This is a genomic window from Peribacillus sp. ACCC06369, from assembly GCF_030348945.1.
In the GTDB taxonomy this organism is placed as follows: Bacteria; Bacillota; Bacilli; order Bacillales; family DSM-1321; genus Peribacillus.
Genome location: NZ_JAUCEN010000002.1, coordinates 4325607 through 4346551, shown reverse-complemented (window position 1 = coordinate 4346551; position 20945 = coordinate 4325607). Strand labels below are relative to the sequence as shown.

19 protein-coding genes and 1 riboswitch are annotated in these 20945 nt (G+C 37.6%); of the genes, 12 read left to right on the top strand and 7 right to left on the bottom strand.

Annotation, left to right across the window (positions count from 1 at the left end; genetic code table 11):
• The first annotated feature begins 6 nt into the window (after nucleotides 1–6).
• The 7 genes from QUF78_RS22025 to QUF78_RS21995 all read left to right on the top strand — a co-directional run bounded on the left by QUF78_RS22025 (nucleotide 7) and on the right by QUF78_RS21995 (nucleotide 7346).
• Nucleotides 7–501, top strand: coding sequence for a hypothetical protein (locus QUF78_RS22025; RefSeq protein ID WP_289326345.1), 495 nt, complete (start codon nucleotides 7–9; stop codon nucleotides 499–501).
• Between the two features lie 155 nt (nucleotides 502–656).
• Nucleotides 657–1538 (top strand): PhzF family phenazine biosynthesis protein, encoded by an 882-nt coding sequence (locus QUF78_RS22020; RefSeq protein ID WP_289326344.1) that lies wholly within the window; start codon nucleotides 657–659, stop codon nucleotides 1536–1538.
• 161 nt (nucleotides 1539–1699) lie between these two features.
• Nucleotides 1700–2401, top strand: a complete 702-nt coding sequence (locus QUF78_RS22015; RefSeq protein WP_289326343.1) for a response regulator transcription factor — start codon at nucleotides 1700–1702, stop codon at nucleotides 2399–2401.
• The gene (locus tag QUF78_RS22010; RefSeq protein ID WP_289326342.1) at nucleotides 2398–3741 is read left to right on the top strand and encodes a sensor histidine kinase; all 1344 of its coding nucleotides are present in this window, start codon (nucleotides 2398–2400) and stop codon (nucleotides 3739–3741) included. The genes QUF78_RS22015 and QUF78_RS22010 overlap by 4 nt, the downstream gene beginning before the upstream one ends.
• Before the next feature lie 106 nt (nucleotides 3742–3847).
• Nucleotides 3848–4603 (top strand): PepSY domain-containing protein, encoded by a 756-nt coding sequence (locus tag QUF78_RS22005; RefSeq protein ID WP_289326341.1) that lies wholly within the window; start codon nucleotides 3848–3850, stop codon nucleotides 4601–4603.
• A 375-nt stretch (nucleotides 4604–4978) separates the two neighbouring features.
• Nucleotides 4979–5572, top strand: a complete 594-nt coding sequence (locus QUF78_RS22000) for a beta-class carbonic anhydrase (protein WP_289326340.1) — start codon at nucleotides 4979–4981, stop codon at nucleotides 5570–5572.
• A 16-nt stretch (nucleotides 5573–5588) separates the two neighbouring features.
• Nucleotides 5589–7346, top strand: a complete 1758-nt coding sequence (locus tag QUF78_RS21995; RefSeq protein WP_289327384.1) for a SulP family inorganic anion transporter — start codon at nucleotides 5589–5591, stop codon at nucleotides 7344–7346.
• 333 nt (nucleotides 7347–7679) lie between these two features.
• On the opposite strand, the gene QUF78_RS21990 is transcribed toward QUF78_RS21995, so the two are convergent.
• From QUF78_RS21990 to blaOXA, 6 genes are all read right to left on the bottom strand, one after another.
• Entirely contained in the window at nucleotides 7680–9194 is a 1515-nt protein-coding gene (locus QUF78_RS21990; RefSeq protein WP_289326339.1) for a glycoside hydrolase family 32 protein, read from the bottom strand.
• Between the two features lie 132 nt (nucleotides 9195–9326).
• A complete protein-coding gene (locus QUF78_RS21985) occupies nucleotides 9327–10793 on the bottom strand; it encodes a glycoside hydrolase family 68 protein (protein WP_289326338.1) in 1467 nt (488 codons plus the stop codon).
• A gap of 233 nt (nucleotides 10794–11026) precedes the next feature.
• Complete coding sequence (locus tag QUF78_RS21980; RefSeq protein WP_289326337.1) at nucleotides 11027–12307, bottom strand: ABC transporter substrate-binding protein; 1281 nt, start codon at nucleotides 12305–12307, stop codon at nucleotides 11027–11029.
• A gap of 38 nt (nucleotides 12308–12345) precedes the next feature.
• A complete protein-coding gene (locus QUF78_RS21975) occupies nucleotides 12346–13518 on the bottom strand; it encodes a response regulator transcription factor (RefSeq protein ID WP_289326336.1) in 1173 nt (390 codons plus the stop codon).
• A gap of 61 nt (nucleotides 13519–13579) precedes the next feature.
• Nucleotides 13580–15340, bottom strand: coding sequence for a cache domain-containing sensor histidine kinase (locus QUF78_RS21970; RefSeq protein WP_289326335.1), 1761 nt, complete (start codon nucleotides 15338–15340; stop codon nucleotides 13580–13582).
• Nucleotides 15341–15737: 397 nt separating this feature from the next.
• Complete coding sequence (gene blaOXA / locus QUF78_RS21965) at nucleotides 15738–16529, bottom strand: class D beta-lactamase (protein ID WP_289326334.1); 792 nt, start codon at nucleotides 16527–16529, stop codon at nucleotides 15738–15740.
• A 216-nt stretch (nucleotides 16530–16745) separates the two neighbouring features.
• Here blaOXA and QUF78_RS21960 point away from each other — a divergent pair, with 216 nt between their 5' ends.
• From QUF78_RS21960 to QUF78_RS21940, 5 genes are all read left to right on the top strand, one after another.
• Complete coding sequence (locus QUF78_RS21960) at nucleotides 16746–17390, top strand: alpha/beta hydrolase (RefSeq protein ID WP_289326333.1); 645 nt, start codon at nucleotides 16746–16748, stop codon at nucleotides 17388–17390.
• 49 nt (nucleotides 17391–17439) lie between these two features.
• A complete protein-coding gene (locus QUF78_RS21955) occupies nucleotides 17440–18078 on the top strand; it encodes a Type 1 glutamine amidotransferase-like domain-containing protein (protein ID WP_289326332.1) in 639 nt (212 codons plus the stop codon).
• A gap of 104 nt (nucleotides 18079–18182) precedes the next feature.
• Nucleotides 18183–18560, top strand: a complete 378-nt coding sequence (locus QUF78_RS21950; RefSeq protein ID WP_289326331.1) for an iron chaperone — start codon at nucleotides 18183–18185, stop codon at nucleotides 18558–18560.
• A gap of 86 nt (nucleotides 18561–18646) precedes the next feature.
• Nucleotides 18647–19138 (top strand): PTS sugar transporter subunit IIA, encoded by a 492-nt coding sequence (locus QUF78_RS21945; protein WP_289326330.1) that lies wholly within the window; start codon nucleotides 18647–18649, stop codon nucleotides 19136–19138.
• Between the two features lie 352 nt (nucleotides 19139–19490).
• Nucleotides 19491–19907 carry a VOC family protein gene (locus tag QUF78_RS21940; RefSeq protein WP_289327383.1) on the top strand — a complete coding sequence of 139 codons (417 nt, stop codon included), beginning with the start codon at nucleotides 19491–19493 and terminating at the stop codon, nucleotides 19905–19907.
• 69 nt (nucleotides 19908–19976) lie between these two features.
• Here QUF78_RS21940 and QUF78_RS21935 read toward each other — a convergent pair whose 3' ends face one another.
• A complete protein-coding gene (locus QUF78_RS21935; RefSeq protein WP_289326329.1) occupies nucleotides 19977–20492 on the bottom strand; it encodes a GNAT family N-acetyltransferase in 516 nt (171 codons plus the stop codon).
• A gap of 341 nt (nucleotides 20493–20833) precedes the next feature.
• Nucleotides 20834–20912, top strand: a riboswitch (ZMP/ZTP riboswitch).
• The last annotated feature ends 33 nt before the right edge of the window (nucleotides 20913–20945 follow it).

Below are 20945 nucleotides of genomic sequence, written 5' to 3'. Positions count from 1 at the left end.
GATAATTTGAAAATAATGAGAGAAGCAACAAGCGGGGATATGGAAGCTGTGTATATGATGGGCCATGATGTTTGGGGAGACAAAATGGCAGCTAACGAATATATAACGATGTGTCGGAATTCCAGTAAATATAAAAAAGGTAAATGGCATGTTTTAGAAGAAACGGCTACAAAAGAGCTATTAAGTTCCTTGATTGTATATGAATTAAATCCCTCGGAAGCCTTGATTGTCAGAGGGATCGGTTCAATTGCCACCCCGATGCATTTGAGGAGCAAAGGATATGCATCGCTATTGATCCAGAAAGTGATAAACGATTTAGAGCAGAGGATGAATTGTACTGATTTTTTCCTATATAGCGATATTGGAACGGCATTTTATAAAAAATTGAACTTTATTGAACTCACTTCCACTAAGCAAAAATATGAGGATAGTATTTGTATGTATTATTCGAATGAAAAGGATATGGACTCCATATCCTATGAAATCCCAAATTATTTTTAGTGGAATAGATATAGGGCTTTTAACATGAGAGTTGCTCAGGCAGCTCTTTTTTTTATGGAGCTAACTGGGCAAATAGCGACTGTAATTTTAAAAATTTAAATGCAATAATTGGGACATTCGTTTAAATAACTAACAAGTAAATGAGGGGGAGTCTTATGGAGAGGATTAATTATTCTATTGTTGATGTGTTTTCAAATGGAAAATATACAGGAAATCAACTCGCGGTTTTTAAAAACGCTGGAAATGTTCCGGATAATGAAATGCAACAAATAGCCAAAGAAATTAATTTTTCAGAAACTACCTTTATCTTGTCTGATTCAAAAATTGATGGCGGTTATGATGTCCGGATTTTCACACCTAATGAAGAGGTTCCTTTTGCTGGCCATCCGACTTTAGGAACTGCATACATCATTCAAAACGAAGTATTGGATGAACCATTGGAAAACATTATTTTAAACTTTAAAGGTGGTCAGATAACAGTATCATTCAATAATCAGGAAGAACTTATATGGATGAAACAAAATGAACCAACTTTCGGCCGGATTTTAGATGAAAATAAAATTTCTGAAGTTTTAAATATACATAAAGAAAACATAGATGATAGATTTCCCATTCAGGAAGTTTCGACTGGACTACCAGTGATTGTTGTCCCATTAAAATCATTGGATGCCGTTAAAAAAGTAAAGGTGAATAGAGAAAAATATTTTGAGTTAATTGAACATACTGAGGCAAAAGCCATTATGGTTTTTTCTCCAGAAACGTATAATTCGAAAAATGATTTAAATGTTCGAGACTTTGCAGATTTTTATGGTATCCCCGAAGATGCAGCTACTGGCAGTTCTAATGGATGTTTAGCTTCTTACTTAGTTAAATACCGGTATTTTGAAAATAGTGAAATAAACGTTCGCGTAGAACAAGGATACGAAATCGGAAGGCCTTCTTTGTTGTTTTTAAAAGCAGGGTATGATACCGGGAAAATCAACGTTCATGTAGGAGGTAAAGTAGTGAAAATTGCTCAAGGTGAATGGTTCCTTTAATAACCTTACATTCTAACAGGTGCTTTGCTTCAAAATAGTAAGGTTGCTGAGGCAGCCTTTTTCTTATTGAACTTAGCTTCGCTATTAATCTCGTGATCCTATTTTTCTTACGCAAAATAAAAAGTCCCACAAAAAAATCCCCCCAAAAGGAGGCATTCCATATGAATAAAGAATCAATATTAATCGTAGAAGACGAAGAGAAAATTTTGAGACTGCTTGAATTAGAGCTTGAAATCGAAGGCTACCGAATCGGAAAGGCAATGGACGGGAATGAAGCACTTGAAGTATATGGATCAGGAAAATGGGATTTGATCTTATTGGATGTCATGCTTCCAGGCATTAGCGGAATCGAGCTTCTTCGTAAAATTCGTACGAAAAACACCTTTACACCTGTCATCCTGTTAACGGCAAAGGGGTCGGTGGAAGATAAAGTTTCTGGTCTTGATCTCGGCGCGAATGACTACATTACAAAACCCTTCCAAATTGAGGAATTGCTTGCTCGAATCCGTGCGGTTTTAAGAATGCGAACTGCAGCACCTTTAATGGAAGATGACGGCGATGAATGGCTAAATACTGCTGATTTAAGGTTAAATGTCAAAACGCGCGAAGTCATCAGAGGCGAAAATGAAATTGACCTAACCCCAAAGGAGTATGATTTACTTCTTTATTTACTGAAGAATAAGCGTCAAGTGCTAAACCGGGATCAAATTCTGGAAGCGGTCTGGGGGTATGATTTCTATGGAGAAACAAACGTAGTGGATGTGTATATCCGATATGTTCGAAAAAAGCTCGAATATGGCTTTGATGCGCCACTTATTCATACTGTAAGAGGCGTTGGCTACGTCATAAAGGAAGCCAAATGAGACTTCGAAGGAAAATAAATTTATATACAACGGTGTTATTCATTTTCCTGCTGCTTTTGATGAATGTTTCCATTTATTTTGTTTTCAGTAAACAGGTGATGATGAATGAACTTAATCGTGCGAAAGCGGAGACAGAGAAAATGGCATTTGATGTTAGTGAAAATGTAAATCGTATTTCACCAAATGATCTACTACGTGCCTATGTGCCTATAGATGGCATGGTTGGTATTGTAATAGAGGGTCAAAGGCAAGGAACAGTTGTTACATCCAATTCTGAAAAACAGTTATGCAATCGACCTAGCAGCTTTTACCCAGGTGAGGAGAGCGCAATCATCACTTTTGATCAGAAAAAGTATGTGTTCGTTTCAAACCCGATCGTTTGGGGGGATGGAAGTGTAGTTAATCTTCAAATCACCAAAAGCATTCAAGCAACAGAAGAAATGCTCGCTGTTCTTCGCATTGTATTAATTGCTGTAACGGTCATCGCCATGATTCCTGTTTTGATATCAAGCAGTATTCTCAGTAATTTCATTGCTCGTCCGATTCGCTTGATGATTGAAACGATGAAAGAGATTCAAACAAGTGGCCAATTTAAGCGACTCAGCCTAGAAGAAAATTCAAAAGATGAACTTGTGGAAATGGGGAAAACCTTTAATCACATGATCGATTTGTTACAGGCTAACTTCGAGAAACAGGAACAATTCGTATCAAATGCTTCACATGAATTAAAAACACCGCTAACTGTCATCGAAAGCTATGCGAGTCTTTTGCAAAGAAGGGGTTTAAAGCGTCCTGATTTGTTTGATGAATCAGTAGAGGCCATTCATTCTGAGGCCATTAGAATGAGAGAGATGACAGAGCAATTGCTCCTGCTTGCAAAGCATCAGGAAAAATGGAATATAGTGAAGGAAAACGTAAATCTGACTGATATCATGGCAGATTTAGCAAAAGTGTATAAAAATGCGTACGATCGAACAGTGGAGATTCATAGCAACGATGCAATTGAAGCATTAACGGACGTTCAAAAGTTAAAACAGCTTTTGTTCATTTTTTTGGACAATGCAAGAAAGTATAGTGACGAGCATATCTCAGTCTACATAGGAAAAACAGGTAATGAAGCATATATCCGCATCGAAGACAGAGGGGGCGGAATCCCAAAGGCTGAATTGCCAAAAGTGTTCGATCGCTTTTATCGTGTAGATGAAGCAAGAAGCCGAAAGCAAGGCGGATCAGGATTAGGGCTTTCCATGGCAAAGGAAATTGCTGAGGCGATTGACGTACGGATTGAAATGGATAGTCTCGAAGGCAAGGGAACAATCGTCACTCTTTTATTTACTTAAGTCCCTTTACTGAAAGAGATTTAAATAAAAGAATGGGTGAATTCTTATCGAGTTCTCATTTTACCAAGATTTAATTAAGCCAGAATGAAGTTGGATGGGTGATACGATGAAGAGTAGAAGATGGCTGGTACCAGTTGGGTTAATTGTCGTGTTTGGTCTGCTTTCATTTGTCGGATTTCAATGGTGGGCTCCATCATTATCCGCGGAAAACTTGACTATAGAAGAAGTGAACCAGATAGCAAAGGATAAATATCCTGGAACCATTATTAAGACAACGAAAAATGATGGTGAAGTATATCAGATTGAAATGCAGCTTGAAACTGGGGTATATCAAATTAGGATGGATGCAGAAAGTGGGGAAGTTAATTCTATAAAAAGGAAGAGGTTAGCTGAAGAAACTTCAGATCATGCAACTGAAGAAACGACGAAAAAAACACCTCAAAAGCAACTAACTCAAAAAGAAATAAAGGAACGTATTTCCGCAAAAGGTGATCTGGAACAAATTGATTTTGTGCAGGAAAAAGACAACTCCTATTATAAAGCAGTTGTAAATAAGAATAATGAAAAAACCACATTAATACTCGACCCATATACAGGAACTATTATTGACTCAAAAAAGGTAGCAGATAGTATCATTACAGAAAACGAAGCAATTGCGATTGCCGAAAAACATGTTAAAGGAACAGGTGATGATACAGAATTTTATCAACCCCCGAATCAGACACCCTATTATTTGGTCGAAGTTGAATTGGAAGATGATCGTGACGCAGTTGTCCAAGTGGACGGTTACACAAAAGAGGTAAAAACAGTTACATGGGAAGATGATGATGCTGATGTGGATGATAATGATGACTCTAAATAAAACAGTTTGCTCAAAACTGAGTAAAACTAAGAGATGTTTCCCATCACATTTCAATTTTTCTTTCCGCTAAAATAAAAAAGGGTGATACCAATTAGATGTCTAATGGGTATCACCCTTTTTTGTTGAGTAAGGGAAATGCAAAACAAAAGAGAAGAAATTGTAATAATTCTCACCATTTTCTAATCCTTCTATCATTTAACTCTAATTTTATAACTTTAACATGGAATTAGCTTAAAAGAAGGTTTCATCCATGTAAAACGAAGCCAAATAAGATCATTGGATGAAAGGCATCTGGATCATTGTACATACCCTTTTTTAGAACATTACCTTCTATAACAATTTAACAAAGAATTGCAACGGAAAGGAGAATGATGAATGTCAATCATTTCGAGTATTTTGGATTATAACAAGACGTTTGTCGATCAAAACAAATATACAGAGTTTCAAACGACAAAGTATCCAGATAAAAAGATCGTCATTATAACGTGTATGGATACCCGTCTATTGGAATTGCTTCCAAAGGCGTTGGGTTTAAAAAATGGAGATGCGAAAATCATTAAAAACGCAGGAGCTATTGTTTCTCACCCCTTTGGCAGCATTATGCGCAGTGTCCTTGTCGCTATTTATGAGCTGAAAGCGGAGGAAGTATGCGTGATCGGACATCACGGATGCGGTATGGTGGGGCTTCAATCCTCTTCACTTCTTGATGCCGCAAAGCAGAAGAAAGTCAGTCAGGAGCATATTGATATCCTAACAAACTCTGGTATTGATTTAACAAAATGGCTATCAGGTTTTCAATGCGTGGAGGAGAGTGTTACTAATAGTGTTCGTTTGATCAAAAACCATCCCTTATTACCGGATTCCATTGCCGTTCACGGTATGGTCATCCATCCCGAAACCGGTAAATTGGATCGAATCATAGATGGATATAGCAACGTTGTCAACAAGGATGAAATACATATTCAATAAAAGAAGGGGCGATAAAATGATGGGTTCTAGCAGGCTTGAAGGATACAACTTTAGCCATTTTCAGAAAGACCTGGTTGCCGGTGTGGTAGTTGGGATTGTAGCAATTCCTTTAGCGATGGCTTTTGCCATTGCTTCAGGGGTAAGACCAGAATACGGACTGTACACATCAATCATAGCTGGAATCATGGTCTCCCTTTTAGGCGGATCGAGATATCAAATTGCAGGCCCGACTGGAGCCTTTGTCCCGATCTTGTTGGGAGTGGTCATGCAGTATGGATATGAAAAACTGTTAATCGCCGGTTTCTTGGCAGGTATCATGATTTTTCTTTTAGGTGTGTTCAAACTGGGGAGATTCATCAAGTTCATTCCGCGTCCAGTTACCATCGGATTTACTGCTGGAATTGCTGTGATTATCTTTTCTGGCCAGATTGCCAATTTCTTTGGACTCAGTAACTTAAAAAAAGAAGAAGCCTTTCTTTTAAACATGAAAGAAATCTTATTGAACTTCAATACAGTTAATATCTACAGTGTACTGGTGGCTATCATAAGTTTAACTCTCGTCATATTAACTCCAAAATATTTACCGAAAATCCCTGGAGCCTTGCTGGGATTGATTGTATCAACTCTAGTCGCCACCTTTTTCTTTCCTGATCAGGTAGCGACCATTGGATCGGCTTATGGCGCCATCCCTAATGCATTGCCCCATTTTCAGTTCCCCCATATCACTGGCAGCCTAGTGATTGAACTCCTTCCGGCTGCTTTGGTCATTGCCATGCTTGGAGGAATTGAATCACTATTATCCGCTGTAGTGGCAGACGGCATGACCAACAGTAAACATAACAGCAATAAAGAGCTGATGGGGCAAGGATTGACCAATATGATTACGCCATTATTTGGAGGCATTCCGGCTACAGGTGCCATCGCCCGTACCGCAACGAATATTAAAAACGGTGCAGTTTCCCCCATATCAGGTGTGATACATGGGTTGGTGGTATTGCTGGTGTTAGTCAGTTTAGCTCCTTATGCTTCTGCCATTCCTTTGGCAAGCATGGCTCCCGTTCTTATGTTTGTCGCATGGAACATGAGCGAACGCCAAGAATTTTCGCATATCTTAAAAGCAAAAACCATGGATTCGGTCGTATTGATCGTCACCTTCTTGTTAACAATTTTGATTGACCTGACAACAGGTGTTGGGATCGGTTTACTATTAGCTATTCTATCTTTTGTTAAACTAATGAGCGGTACACTGAAATTAACAAAGGTTTTACCAGATCCAGCTGATAAACTAGTTAAACCGGAAATGGTGCAACAAGGTTCAAGCTGCCCGCAGATAAACATTTATACGATAGAAGGACCTTTATTCTTTGGTTCAATCGAAAGGTTGCAAGAAGAAATCGAGGAAATGATGCGTTCTAAACCAAAAATCCTCCTATTAAGAATGAGCAATGTGTCATTCATTGATACTTCGGGAGAAGCACTTCTCACCGACATTGTGAAGCAATTCAAGTCCCACAAACTACAAGTGCTGATTTCCGGGATTCAACAGGAACCTAAAGAAATGCTCGAAAAAACCGGTTTTATTAAACTGGTTGGTGAAGAACAGTTCTTTTCCAATACGGGTGATGCCATTAATGAAGCTTTATCCAAACTGGATGAGAACCGTTGTAAAGGGTGTAAACAATTTGCTTTTGATGAATGTACGGTACTCTCCCAGCAGGTTCCAAAGCCTGCGGTATTAAAACAGAAAAGAAAACGGGAGATAGGGTTAACATGACCCTTATCAAGAAAGATCAATTCACGAAAATTAAGGCATCTGCTTTTGGCAGATGCCCTTTTTTCTAATCAACTATCTTCTTGATTCACCATGGCTATAAATGAATACGGTAGTAGTCAGGAAGGTTACAAGTAGAAGTAACTCAAATACAAATAGATTCATGAAGACACAATGGAGAGGGAGGGGCAGAAGCCTCTCAGCCATAGCGAGAAGCCGGATTTCAATACTTGTTGAATCCGGCTTTTCGTTATTACTCCTTATTGAAGAGTAGGGAAGACATGGTGAATTGTGGTCAAAGTATACCCTCATAGTATCGCCATTCATAAATGATGTTCAATTAATCGAACCGAGGTGTTTGATCTTAATATTATGAAAGACCGCTTTGCCTCCCTCTGAGAAGAGGGATATTCCTTTATCATCAAATTCAGGGAATATTAAATTTGAATGTGCAATCTTTCCATCATCCACAAACACCTCAATACTTGTTTTATCAATGAGGATCTTTAAGTGAACATGTTTCTTGCTAGCATCATATGGAGCAATGCTTTTAATATATTGATTACTTTCGTCAGGGTGTTCGGTGAAATTTCGATTGACATAAGAGTAGTTTTCTTCTACAAAAATTCCTACGTCAATGTGGCGTGTTCGATCTGCTGATTCTCGAAGCCTTAAGCCCACATTGTTTAGGTCTGACCAATTGATATCCGTCTCCAATTGATATACATCACCTTTTACATCTAGTGTTTTGGAACCATTCACTTCAATTTGTTCATAGGAATCCGTTGAACTCGTCAATTCTTTCAATGCTTCGATAGGTTGTGAAGATAAATAATATTGGTTGTTGCCCGCATGTTTTAGCCCGATTTGGCGAACGATGGAATCCATTCCATTAAAGCCCTCTTTCAGGGTCGGAGTATTATCGGCATAGGCCCAATTATTCATCCAAGCGAGAGCATACCGTTTGTTGTATTTATCGCTTTCTGTCCCATCTTCAAATGTAACTCCACCATACCAATCGAATCCATAATCCAACCATTGCGGTTCATTGTAATCTGGGAAGAATTCCATTCCATCAAAGCTTCCAGTCCAATAGGCGTATGTGTTTGGTTTACCATTCGATTGCCCATTAGCACTGACACCAAGTACCCATTTTAGAGTCCCATCATCCGCCCGTAACAAATAAAGGTCCGGGCACTCTACAATACCTATGTTTTTCGTGACAAAACCGCTCATATACTGCCAATCTTTTAGGTTGTCAGACTTATAAAAACCTATTTTTGTTCCCTCAGCCATGACCATAATCCATTTATGATCACTGTCATCCCAGATGATTTTTGGATCTCTAAAATCTTTCGTTCCTGGATTTGAGATGATGGGATCATCACTGTAGGAGGTAAATGTTTTACCGTTGTCCGTACTATACCATAGAAATTGTTCCTGTTTACCGCCATCCTTGGAGGGCTGCGTAACAATTGCCACAAGAGCATCTTTTCCAAAGCCTGCCGTATTTTCCTTGTCTACAACGACTGATCCCGACCATGGATCTCCATTATCATTGGTATATTTCGGAATGGCTATCCCTTGATCGCTCCAATGCACCAAGTCCTTTGAGGTTGAATGACGCCATTCTGTTCCATTTCCATCCGGATAATCCCCATTATAGAGGTAAAAGTAATGGTACTCACCATCTATGAAAATCGGCTTCTGAGGATCGTTTTTCCACTTGTCAGGTACAGTGAAATGGTAGTTAGCTCGATACGATTCCTCTTTATGCTTAACTGGTAAAGTTGATTTGACTAAAAAGACTAATAATCCGGCAATGATTAATCCAAGTATTAATAGAGCCAACGACTTAAAACCTTTCTTAGTAAAAACTATTTTGTCCAAGTAAATCACCACGCTAATCAAAAAAAGAAAATGCCAATTTTATAGACATTTTCTTTTTTGATTTATTTTGTAAAAATTAGGATGAACATTAAATTATTGGTTATTCGTTATTTGACCCTGTTCCTGAATACTATCTTCTATCACAGCTGTATTTGGCCCTTTAATGTTAAGTGAAAAACTTGGGGCAAAGGTAGATTTATGGTCTTTAAAATAACCTCTATTTGTCATGTAACTTGTGATAACTACATTATCGCTTTCCGGTTGGGGGATAGCATAGTGAGCGTATGTCCAAGTAATATCATAAGGATCAAGATCTTGATGTAAGACAATTCCGGTTTTATTTAACGGTTTGTATGGGCCAGTTAAAGAATTTGCCACGTAGCCTAACATGTAAATATCTTTATCATCAATTCCATCAATGGTCATTTTTGATCCTCTTGTACTTGTGAATAAATACCATTTTCCGTCCTTTTTAAATATGTTAGGACGTTCAATTTCATCTGTTACTGTATTCGAAACAATCAGGGGTTTCATTTCGTTTTTTAATGTATAATCATCGTTTATTTCAATGATGCCAATTGCACCATTTGCTAATTCAGCTAAACCTTTTTTAGAGCTTTGCAGAAGTTTATCCTTTTCAGCTTGGAAGAATTTATTGCTGTTGCCATAGTAAGCCCTGTTGTAAAGGGATTCTTCTCCTTGGTAACCATATTCAGTCCCAGTATTCGCTTCAAAAACAAGGTATTTACGACCCTTATCTTCAATATAGTGGGGATCTCTGAATGTATGATTATCACTAAAATTTTCATCAGCGAAAGCCTTATCATGTGATTGATAAAACTTGCTGTCTCCGCCTTCATAGATGGACTTGAAATCTTCTACGCCATCCACTTGCAATGTACCAGCACCTGACTCAGATAAGTTTACTTGAGCCGTTGTTAATGTTTGCTTACCGTATTGCTTGGAATCTGGTGAAAACTGTCCGCGATTTGTATAGAATAAGCGAACTTCTCCATCAGACGTGAAGGTTGCAGAACCGGACCACTCTTCTGCTTGATTTTTTAAATAAGGATCATTTGGAACATTTTTATCATTATCATCAAATACTCTGCCAGCATTTTTCCAAGCATCAATGGATGTTTCTCCAACTTTTTTGTAGAACAAGTAAATGAACGTGTCACTACCATTTTGAGGGTCTCCAGCCAATCCGAATACGATATGATAGCCCTTATATTCTGCCACTGTACCATCAGCGTTTTGTAATGGCCAGGTATCCCATACATCCATATCAATTAAATTTCCTGATTTGTCATACTTTTTTGCTGAGGGAATGTTTTTTATTGTTGATTCGTCAAACTTGGGAACTGTAAACTTTGCATCGCCTTGTTGATTAATCATTTTTTGCATGTCGTAACGAGTGATTTGTGAAGTGCCGTACTTTTCATTGTGATCTAATGGGTCTTTTGCCGCCGCGAAAGTTTCTGAGCGACTGCCTCCTAATAAGATAACTGTACTAAGTGTTATTACTGTTGCTTGTTTGGCAAGCCTGTTAAGGTTCATATGCCTTCCTCCTAGAATGTTTATTAGTATATAAAAATAAAGTCTAGTGGAACGATTACTTTTTGGGAGTAACAGTCCCGCCTGTTTGAAGTACTAATAAAATTATAGGTTAGTCTTAATTCTATGGATATGTCATATATTGATTAGAATTTAGTCTTATATTGATATCGTAGTTTTCGCCGTACAAAAAAATGCCCCAACAAAGGAGGCAAGAAGTGTACAGAAGTCCTATTTTATTCGCTGGAAGCCCTTTCCCATGACCTCTGAAACTCATGCAGTAATTGACCACGACTAAGCTTGTTTCCTACATATAGCTGCATGGCAGCACCAAATTCTTCTCTTATTCCGACAGGGAAATCATACCAGTTTGAGTGTAATGTTTTTCCTTCTTTATAATACTGAATCGTTTCATCAGCAAGAGGTCCTAAATTGTCAGCTTCAATGTTAGTGAAAGCAGGTATGAATTTAAAGCGTTCTGTCAAAAACATTTTGCCTTGTTCGGAAGAAACCATCCAATTTAAAAATCTCTTCGCTTCTTTCTTCTTTTCTGGTGTGGTTTGTTTGTTTACAACCCAATAATTCGGTACGCCGACCATCAAGGCTTCCTTCTTAGGTTGATCATTTATTGGTATTGGCATAAATCCGATGTTCATATTCGGTGATTGTTGATCGATCATCGGCTGTATCCAGTTTCCTTGTTGGATAATCGCAGCATTTTCTGAAGTGAATAGATTCACTTCCATGTTGTAATCGGTTGTTAGCGGGTTATTGTTTCCATACTTTAATGTTACATCCAACAAATTGATTAGATCATTGAATTTTTGATTATTATATATTTTTTCAGTTCCATCATTTAGGCCTTTTATAAAAGCCGGTGGATCTTCTTGCTCTGTAAAACCGACATTCATTAAGTGGTCACCCAATTTCCACTCTTCATAATATCCAGTTGCAAAAGGAGTAACTCCTGCTTTTTGCAATTTTTCAGCCACTGCTATTAATTCAGTCAGCGTTTTGGGTAATTCATCGATTCCTTCCTTATTAAATATATCCTTATTATAGATGAATCCGTACCCTTCCAGATTAACCGGCATCCCATGAATTTTTCCATCGAATTTCATAGGGGTTAATGCATCTTCATATGCATATTCAACCCAGGGTTGGTCAGAAAGATCCTCTAAATATTCACTCCACTGTTTGGCATTTTCGTATCCGCTGTTTGTGAAAATATCAGGACCATTGCCAGTGGCTATTTTTGCTTTCAAATCAGCAAGGTTATCCATAGCCCCGCCAACCGTGTGAACCCTTATATCTACATTTGGATTTTCTTTTTCATAAGCAATCACCATTTGTTCGAACTGCGTAGAAATTTCAACTTTCGGATTCCTTACATTCAAAGTGATTTTTCGCTCTGAAATTTCCGGTTTTTTTGTTCCGCTCTCAGTCTTTGTTTGACATGCACAAAGTGATAGGCTCAATATTCCGATTAAAAATATGTTTAGTATCTCTTTTTTCATCATGTCACCCCTGCAATTTTCTAATTAAGGTGAATTATTTACTTCAAATCTGCATTCTTTTCACCGTTTCGGTACTCGAATGGTGTCATGCCAACCACTTTTTTGAATAGTTTTGAAAAGTATTTCTCATCCTGATAGCCGAGCATTAAAGAGATGGAGTAAATGCTTTTTTCGGTTTCTCTTAACCAGCGTTTTGCTTGGTCAGTTCTAAGTTTAGTGACGTATTTGGACAGGAGCATTCCGGTTTTTTGTTTGAACTTTCTTGAGATATGTTCGCGACTTAAGAAGAATACATTCGATAGTTTTTCTAAACTCAATTCTTCCATGTAATATTTTTCAACATATGAAACGATGTCCTCTATGCGACGTGCAACATCCAAGTCATCCAAACGGTGGATGGATCTGAAGTTTTGATTTTTCATTGCTTTTTGTAATGACTTAAAGGAATTGTGGATATCCCCCAATGATTCCAAGGGCTCGCCACAAACAAGGCGGACAGGAATATCAAATTGATGGCTGATCCATTCTTCAACGGATAACCAATGGTCAGGTATGGTGATCACTAGACAAAGATTATGATCATTCTGAAGCGCAAATACATTTCCGATTTTCCGCTCAACAAGTTCGTCAGCGAGTAACTGAATGTAGGGGGCAGGATGGTGCATTTGATAAAAGGAAATTAATGTAAGAGTGTATCCGTCTGCTTTTGGAAGATATGACTCAATATCGTTTTTGTCGAAGTTTCCCCCCATACAAGCGGCAGTAACTAATTGATTACCCCGATACCTTTTAACATCTTCATATACTCCGGTATCTTCATTAGCACGAACTTCTTCTTCATTCGCCCATGATTTAACGGCTTCTTCCAGTGTTTTGTTAAATGCATCAGCTTCAATCGGTTTCAATAAATAATCGAAGCTGCTAAACTGAATTGCTTTACGCATAAATGAATAGTCGTCAAAACCCGAAATTAAAATCACTTTACCAGGATAAGAAATGGAATCTAGCCACTCGATTAGTTCCATACCGCTCATTCCCGGCATTTTCACGTCTGTAAAGATGATTTCCGGACTTTCCTTCTCTATCATTCTTTTTGCATCATCGCCATTACTTGCTTCTAATAGTTGGGTGATACCGTATTTTTCCCACTGCCCCAAATGGCGTATTACGTCACGTACATTGAACTCATCATCGACAATTAAAGCTTTCACAGATTTCATCTCCTTATATGAATGAGTTAAAGTGTCCGTTTTTGAATAGCTACGAAGCAATCTATTCATTAGCAAGCGGAAATTCTAGTGGAATCACTATTTTAACGGAAAATCCTTGTCCTTGATACGTATCCACTTCCAGGCCTGCTTTTGATCCATAATTTAGAACTAAACGGTCATAAATATTTTTTAGACCGATATGATTATGTGAATATGTGCTTTCATGTGGGGACGCGTATATATTTTCTCTTAATATTCGAAGCTCCGCCTGAGTCAAACTTGGACCCGAATTTTCAACGATGAGGTGTAAAAATTCTCCTTGTATTTCTCCATGAATAGTTAAATGAGCCTGATAGAAACCTTCTTCATAACTGTGTTTAAAAAAGTTTTCAACGAGGGGCTGAAGAATCATACTTGGAATCGTCATATCAAGGATCGTCTCGCTTATTTTAATAGAATAGTTCACATTGTTTCCAAAACGCTCCATTTGAAGGTTTAGGTATGCTTCTATATAATTCATTTCATCTCGAACCAACACCCATTGGTTTGCCTTAATGGAGTAGCGCATCATTTTAGATAGTGACGTCAATAAATGGTAAACTCTTGGAGAATTAGATCTTAGGGCAACTGCACCAATAGATTGTAACGAATTAAATAAGAAATGCGGATTAACCTGAGATTTTAATGCTCTGAATTGGTTTTTTCTATTTTCTATTTCGAGTTTATATTCTCTTTCAATGTGTAGATTGATTCGGTTCATCATATCCTTCATATGTTTTTCCAGCTCACCAATTTCGTCTTTTCTTCCATCATCAAAGGGGACATCCATATTTCCACCTTTTATTGTTCTCACTTTCTTGCTAAGAAGTTTAATGGGACGAGTAATTCTGTATGAAATAATACCAATCATTAATAGCCCTAACAAGCCGACTATTAGTCCAACAATTATATTTGTATAGGCAGTCTTCCGGACATCATCGAATAATACATGATTAGGGGTTATCTTAACTAATTTCCAATGATTTAGAGTTCCTGATAATGTTTTGGTTAAGATAATATCTTCACCCGTAATCTGCTTTTTAAATTCAGGAGTAATTGATTTTCCTATAAGGGACCGATCATTTGCATACATGACATTGTTATGTGAATCCATAAGTATTACAGATTCTTCATCCTTTTGAATAAGGCTGTTACATATACGGGCATAGGCATCCAAATCTATATCAATTGTAATTATTCCGAGATATTCGTTTGAAGGCACATCGACTATTTTATGGTGAAAAGTCATCACCATCGTGTCGTCCGACTGGGGAATGATTGCTGTGTCATTGTAATTTTGAATTTGATGTGGCGGCTCAATCATGTAATTAGAGTCAGAGCTATAAAAGTGTTTTATCGGTTCCTCATTTAATAAATCGGGTTGAGGTTTCCGGGCACTGACCGTCGCATTATAAACTGTAAACGATTCTTGATCCTTATCAATATAAAACCGTACTTGACGGATTTCGTTTCGCATCAGATAAAAGGTTTCTATACTTTTTTCCATCGCAATCGGGTTAAAGTATATCGAGTCTTCAAAACCATTCTTGAAAATCCGGAATAAATCGGGATTTCGATATAATAGATAGGGAAGATTAATCATGTCATCAAAGTATTGCTCCAGTTCTTCAGCGTTATTCTGAAGTTGTTCTTGGCTATTTTCAAGCTCATGTCTCTCCACACTATTTTTTGTATAGCTGTAAATCAGAAACACTGATAGAAAATACGGTAAGATGATAAAAAGAAGTAACATTAACAATAAGCGACTTTGAATGGTTTTCACAGAAGGTGCCCCTTTCGCTAAAGGCCCATTATTTATTTCATGCAGAGTTTATATAAACGTTACAAACAAATAATCCTTAGCTCCATTTTATTATGATGCAGTTTTTTTGCTTTATTTAGTCAGTCTTGAATACTATTTTAAAACTATATCAAATAAACACGTATCGTCAACAAGGCATAAACACGTGATGCGCATTGAGAACATGGAACAAAAAACTATTGATATAAAAAAACGGGAAATTCATAATTCTCATTTTTCAAAATTGGAGGAAGGAAGAGTATAAATGATTACGACTACAGGAGCTTGTCTAGAAGAGTTTTGCATGTGTGTGCTGACAATTCAGGTGAAGTTTCATAAAGTAAAAACGCATGCCCGAATTAAGAGCATGCGTGAACTATTATTCTTTTATGATATCCAACTCTTTCAGGGTATCCAGTGTAATCGTTTTGGCTTTGCTTCCGCTGCCATTCAAGTTGGTGGCGAAAGCCCATTTGCCTTTGTCCGTTTCGATGTATCCTACATACCAGCCCAATCCCATATCGGAAAGGCGTGTACCGGTTTTTCCATGGAGGACATATGAGTCTGCATCTTCATTGATCATGATTCTCTTAACGGTTCTCATATGCTGCTTATCGATAGGCAGTTTTTCCTCTACAAGGTTTTCGATGAACTGGACTTGTTCCCGGGCAGAAATCTTTATGCTGCTGTCCAGCCAGAACTGATCGATTCCACCGGAGATATCATGATTGCCGTAATCGATTAGTTTCACATATTGCTGCATGTTTTCCGCCCCGATATCGCGGGCCAGTGCTTGATAATACCAGATCACTGAATGTCTCATGGCTGAAGCCAGCGTATGATCCCTGTTCCAATCTTCAAATTCCCTGATTACGCCATCCCAGCGCTTCACTTCATATTCATCGCTCACCGCTTTTGTCTGTAAGCCGATTAATGCATTCGCGACTTTGAATGTCGATTCTGGAGTGTAGCGTACTTTACTTCTCTGTTTGTTATAGATAAATACTTTATCATTTTTTAAGTTTTGGAGAACCATCGTGCCTTCCACACTATCGAAAGACTCCCCGATATCCAGTTCTTTCACCTTTTGATCGTTTGCACTTGCATGAATCGAGCCCATGGAACCAGTGACTAGCAGGACAAGAATGAAACATAACGCTTTGATTTTCATTACACACTCTCCTTTAAGGCATGGATTGATCGATCATCAGAAATACAGAATAACTTCCAAAAAATAGGCTGACAGCTAAAGTATACCTATTCCCGATAAAAAACGAAACCTTATTCTTGGATTCTATCTAGAAGTATCAATCAAGGAGGAATGCAGCGGGTAGCTAATGAATATATAGAGCAGACGATAGAATGGATTCAATGGGAGGAATCTATCATGAAGGTTAACCAAGGAAAAATAAATAGTAATGAAAAAGAAATTACATACACGCATATTGAAAATGGAAGCCCAGCCGTTTGTTTTATGTTTTCTGGTGCGGGTTACACGTATGAGAAGCCGCTATTTTATTATTCGACAATGATCATGCTTCAAACTCAGTATGATGTCGTGCATGTTCATTACTCTTACGACCAGGATATATTCAAGCATCCGTTGGTAGATATCACAAAAGTGATAGTTAATGATATTAATCCCGTCATAACTGAAGTTCTTCAAAATCATGAATATCAAGAAACTGTATTTTTGGGCAAATCACTTGGTACCATACCAATCATCAACGGAATTATGAAAAGTGAGCGGTTTATGAATTCCAAAATGATTTTGCTTACGCCACTATTGAAGTTCGATTCGATTTTTGAAGGGTTATTAAGTAGCCACCATTCAGTACATATAATAATAGGAGAAAAAGATCATCATTATATTCCAGGTAAAATTCAAATGATTGAAACAAAAACGAATATAAGTATGGATAAAGTCTCCTATGCTAATCATTCTTTGGATAGTGAACCTTTGAATACTTCAAGGTCGATTACCATGCTAAAAGGTGTAATGAAAAGAATGGAAGAGTTCTTAAAGATATAACTCATTTAAGGTAGGGTAGCGGGAAATAACGAACGAAGGAGATAAAAATATGAATCTTTGTTTTATTGGGGGAGGAAATCCTTTAACAGGGGAACTTGATGAGGTCATGAAGCGGATAGCCACTTATGTTGAACCTGAAAGCAGGGTTTTGATCATTCCGTTCGCTACAGAACATGCAAAACGGGATGGATGGTTTCAATCTGCTAAAAAATCATTCAACGATATAGGTGTAGAGAATATTCAGCTTCTTAATGATGAACTTGGCAATGAAGAAATGAAAGCAAATATATCAGTTCAAGATGTACTTTACTTCACTGGAGGAAGACCCGAAATATTAATCGAATGTATGGTCAATAAAGGTTTGATTCAAACGGTAAAGGAATTCAAAGGTCTAATGATAGGTGTTAGTGCAGGTGCGCTGGCTTTTTGTAAGGATTGCCTTATAACGAAAGACGAGGATTATCCTGAAACCCAAATACTGAGAGGACTTGGATTGGTGGACTTTAGTGTCGAAGTCCATTATGAAGAATCTGTGGATGAAGAACTGATACTTTTATCAAAGGAGAGGGATATATATGCCATCCCAAATGGAGGGGCCCTATTTTGGAATGATGAGGGGGTAACATCGATTAAGAACATTTTTCACTTTAGTGACACTAAAAAAAATAAAAATATAGAAGGAAAATGATTCTTGAATCGTTTTGTGTTTGGAGCCCTTTTTCTTAAGGGTAACGGAAAAGGATAGGGTATAATAGTGGGCAGTGATCGTTTAGATTATGAAAGGAGTTAAACATGGAGGAAATTCAATCAATTGATGAATACATTATCCAATTTCCCGAAGAAGTTCAGGAGATACTGAAAACGTTAAGAAAAGTCATAAAAGATTCAGCACCGGCTGCAAAAGAAAAGATCAGTTATCAAATGCCCACTTTTGCTTTAAACGGAAATCTGGTGCATTTCGCTGCCTATAAAAAACATATTGGATTCTATCCAACTCCAAACGCGATTTCTGCTTTTGAACATGCTTTATCTGAATATAAATGTTCAAAAGGAGCCGTTCAGTTTCCACTTAACAAGCCAATTCCTTATGAATTAATAACCAAGATGGTTACATTTAGAGTGGAAGAGAATAAGAAAAAAGCAGAAGGTAAATTGAAAAAGAAAAAATAATTTCTACTATTATCAGAATTTACAAAACACTAAATGTAAGCTGTAAGAAGCTTAAAATCAACTGGAAAGAGAAAGGCAGGAATAGTATGTTTAAAAAATTATTCGGTAACAAAGAAAAAGTGGAACAACTGCTTGCTCCTATAAATGGACAAGTAATAAATATTGAAGATGTTCCGGATCCGGTATTTTCCGGTAAGATGATGGGGGACGGAATAGCGATTCTTCCTGAGGAGGGGCTCGTTGTTTCTCCTATTGATGCAGAAGTGATCCAGGTTTTTCATACTAAACATGCTTTGGGCCTTCGCACGAAGCATGGCTTAGAATTGTTAATTCATATTGGATTAGAAACAGTGAACCTTAAAGGCGAGGGATTCGAAGTCCATGTCACAGAAGGGCAAAAGGTAAAAGCAGGGGACAAGCTTGTTACATTTGATATTGAATTTCTAAAATCCAAAGCTCCAAGCATCGTAACTCCGATTGTTGTCACGAATGGCGACCTGGTTGAAAAAATAGAAAAAACAGATAGTACACAAGCAAATATTAAGGAAACACAGATTATGAGTGTTTATTTGAAGTGAAAATAAAGGTCCTTTATTAGACGCGATTCTACATGTCTACAAGTTTAGCAAACGGAATCATTAGCCTCACGGATGCTTATGTTCTAATGAAGCATGAAAATTATTGAAAGCGACCTTTCTGCTTTACGAAGCCTGCACGGCGGCATTGTGGAGCGGGATAGTTGAGATTGGAACTGATCCAGGCATGCACTTGCAGTGAAAGCGACGTTCGGCGTTGAATGGGATTTATTATGCATACCTAATAGGAGGGAGGCACGGTGAGCTCTCCTTTTTTGCTGCAAGCAGGATTATCGGGAAGTGCAGCGAATAGTAGGTGAATGAACATAAAATAAATCAAGCGAGGGTGAATTTGATGGGAGTTCAAGCAGAAAAGATCTTTGTAAACTTGCCTGTTAAAGATTTGGATGCCTCAATGGGATTTTTCACAAAGGTCGGCTTTGAATTTAACGAGCAAATGACCAATGAAAATGCAACGTGCATGGTTATCAGTGAATCCATATATGTCATGTTATTGGTGGAAGATTACTTTAAAACGTTTACCAAGAAGGATATCCCGGATTCAGCAACAACTACGGAAGCAATCGTAGCCCTATCGGTTAAAAGTAAGGAAGAAGTGGATGAGGTCGTGAATAGGGCACTGGATGCTGGCGGAAAGCCATTTAATGAAGCAATTGATCATGGTTTCATGTACGGTTGGAGCTTTAAGGATATCGACGGTCATTCTTGGGAAGTGTTCTACATGGACGAAAGCGGATTTAATCAAAATTAAATCAAATGAAAGACACAATCCTTCACTTAGGATTGTGTCTTTTTTTGAAGTTCGGTGCCGTAGGTTTATTCATAACAATACCGGGCTAATATCCTTCCATTCATAAACCAATAGATTTATTTCAGCGCCAGCGATTTTGATTTTTTCGGTTTTAAGCAATTCAGCACCAAATGCCTCATAGAAGTATCGAGATTTATTATCTTCAAGCACCTCGACGTAAATAGTCTTAAATCCCAGATCTTCGAATTTAAAGAATAGTTCTTTGATGAGTTTCTTACCTATGCCCATTCTTTGAAAGTTTTCGAGAATATATATCGCAGTTAAATCACCAGAATCCTCAGCCTTATTCGTTTCCCTTTTCCCTCCACTTATAAATCCTACTATTTTTCCCTCGTTATTCTCTGCTACATAAATATGATTCCCATCACTGGATATATTCTTTATCCATAAATCTTTCCTTTTCTCATACGACAGATTATCTAGAAAATCACTTGGTATTATATTTTCATAAGTGGTTCTCCAGCAATCCACATGGACTATTGCTATACCTTCAGCATCAGCAAGCGTTGCCTCTCTTACTAACATATTAATTCCCCCTAATTATCTTTTAGTTTGCTATACTTTCTGTGTTTTACTAATATTATCCATTTTACAACAAAGCTGTCCGAAATAGTCCAAGAATATCAACAGACACATTCAACAGTGCCTTTTTCCAACGAGTAATAGCCAATAATTAATTTCGTCGATATATTCCTAATTTCGGAGATAAAACGATAGATTTCGTCGATATATATCTAATTTCGGAGATAAAACGATTAATTCCGTCGATAAAGTTCTGGTGAGATGTGACTTCTTCAAAAAAAGAGATAAATCTTTAAAATGATATTGAAGATTGCTGAATAATTTGATAAAATAAAATAAATGAAAAGACTATGTGCAACTGGCGAAACACGGATAACCGTGAGGGAACACATAGTGTCGTAGCCGTTCGCCTGGGCAGAGGTAAGGGATTTTATCCCTTGCCTCTTTCTGTGTATT

Coding starts and splice junctions, on each gene's coding strand:
- QUF78_RS21950 (WP_289326331.1), top strand. CDS start 18,183: ATGGAGGAAATTCAATCAATTGATGAATACATTATCCAATTTCCCGAA.
- QUF78_RS22010 (WP_289326342.1), top strand. CDS start 2,398: ATGAGACTTCGAAGGAAAATAAATTTATATACAACGGTGTTATTCATT.
- blaOXA (WP_289326334.1), bottom strand. CDS start 16,529: ATGAAAATCAAAGCGTTATGTTTCATTCTTGTCCTGCTAGTCACTGGT.
- QUF78_RS21985 (WP_289326338.1), bottom strand. CDS start 10,793: ATGAACCTTAACAGGCTTGCCAAACAAGCAACAGTAATAACACTTAGT.
- QUF78_RS22020 (WP_289326344.1), top strand. CDS start 657: ATGGAGAGGATTAATTATTCTATTGTTGATGTGTTTTCAAATGGAAAA.
- QUF78_RS22000 (WP_289326340.1), top strand. CDS start 4,979: ATGTCAATCATTTCGAGTATTTTGGATTATAACAAGACGTTTGTCGAT.
- QUF78_RS21940 (WP_289327383.1), top strand. CDS start 19,491: ATGGGAGTTCAAGCAGAAAAGATCTTTGTAAACTTGCCTGTTAAAGAT.
- QUF78_RS21980 (WP_289326337.1), bottom strand. CDS start 12,307: ATGAAAAAAGAGATACTAAACATATTTTTAATCGGAATATTGAGCCTA.
- QUF78_RS22005 (WP_289326341.1), top strand. CDS start 3,848: ATGAAGAGTAGAAGATGGCTGGTACCAGTTGGGTTAATTGTCGTGTTT.
- QUF78_RS21945 (WP_289326330.1), top strand. CDS start 18,647: ATGTTTAAAAAATTATTCGGTAACAAAGAAAAAGTGGAACAACTGCTT.
- QUF78_RS21995 (WP_289327384.1), top strand. CDS start 5,589: ATGATGGGTTCTAGCAGGCTTGAAGGATACAACTTTAGCCATTTTCAG.
- QUF78_RS21935 (WP_289326329.1), bottom strand. CDS start 20,492: ATGTTAGTAAGAGAGGCAACGCTTGCTGATGCTGAAGGTATAGCAATA.
- QUF78_RS22015 (WP_289326343.1), top strand. CDS start 1,700: ATGAATAAAGAATCAATATTAATCGTAGAAGACGAAGAGAAAATTTTG.
- QUF78_RS21955 (WP_289326332.1), top strand. CDS start 17,440: ATGAATCTTTGTTTTATTGGGGGAGGAAATCCTTTAACAGGGGAACTT.
- QUF78_RS21960 (WP_289326333.1), top strand. CDS start 16,746: ATGAAGGTTAACCAAGGAAAAATAAATAGTAATGAAAAAGAAATTACA.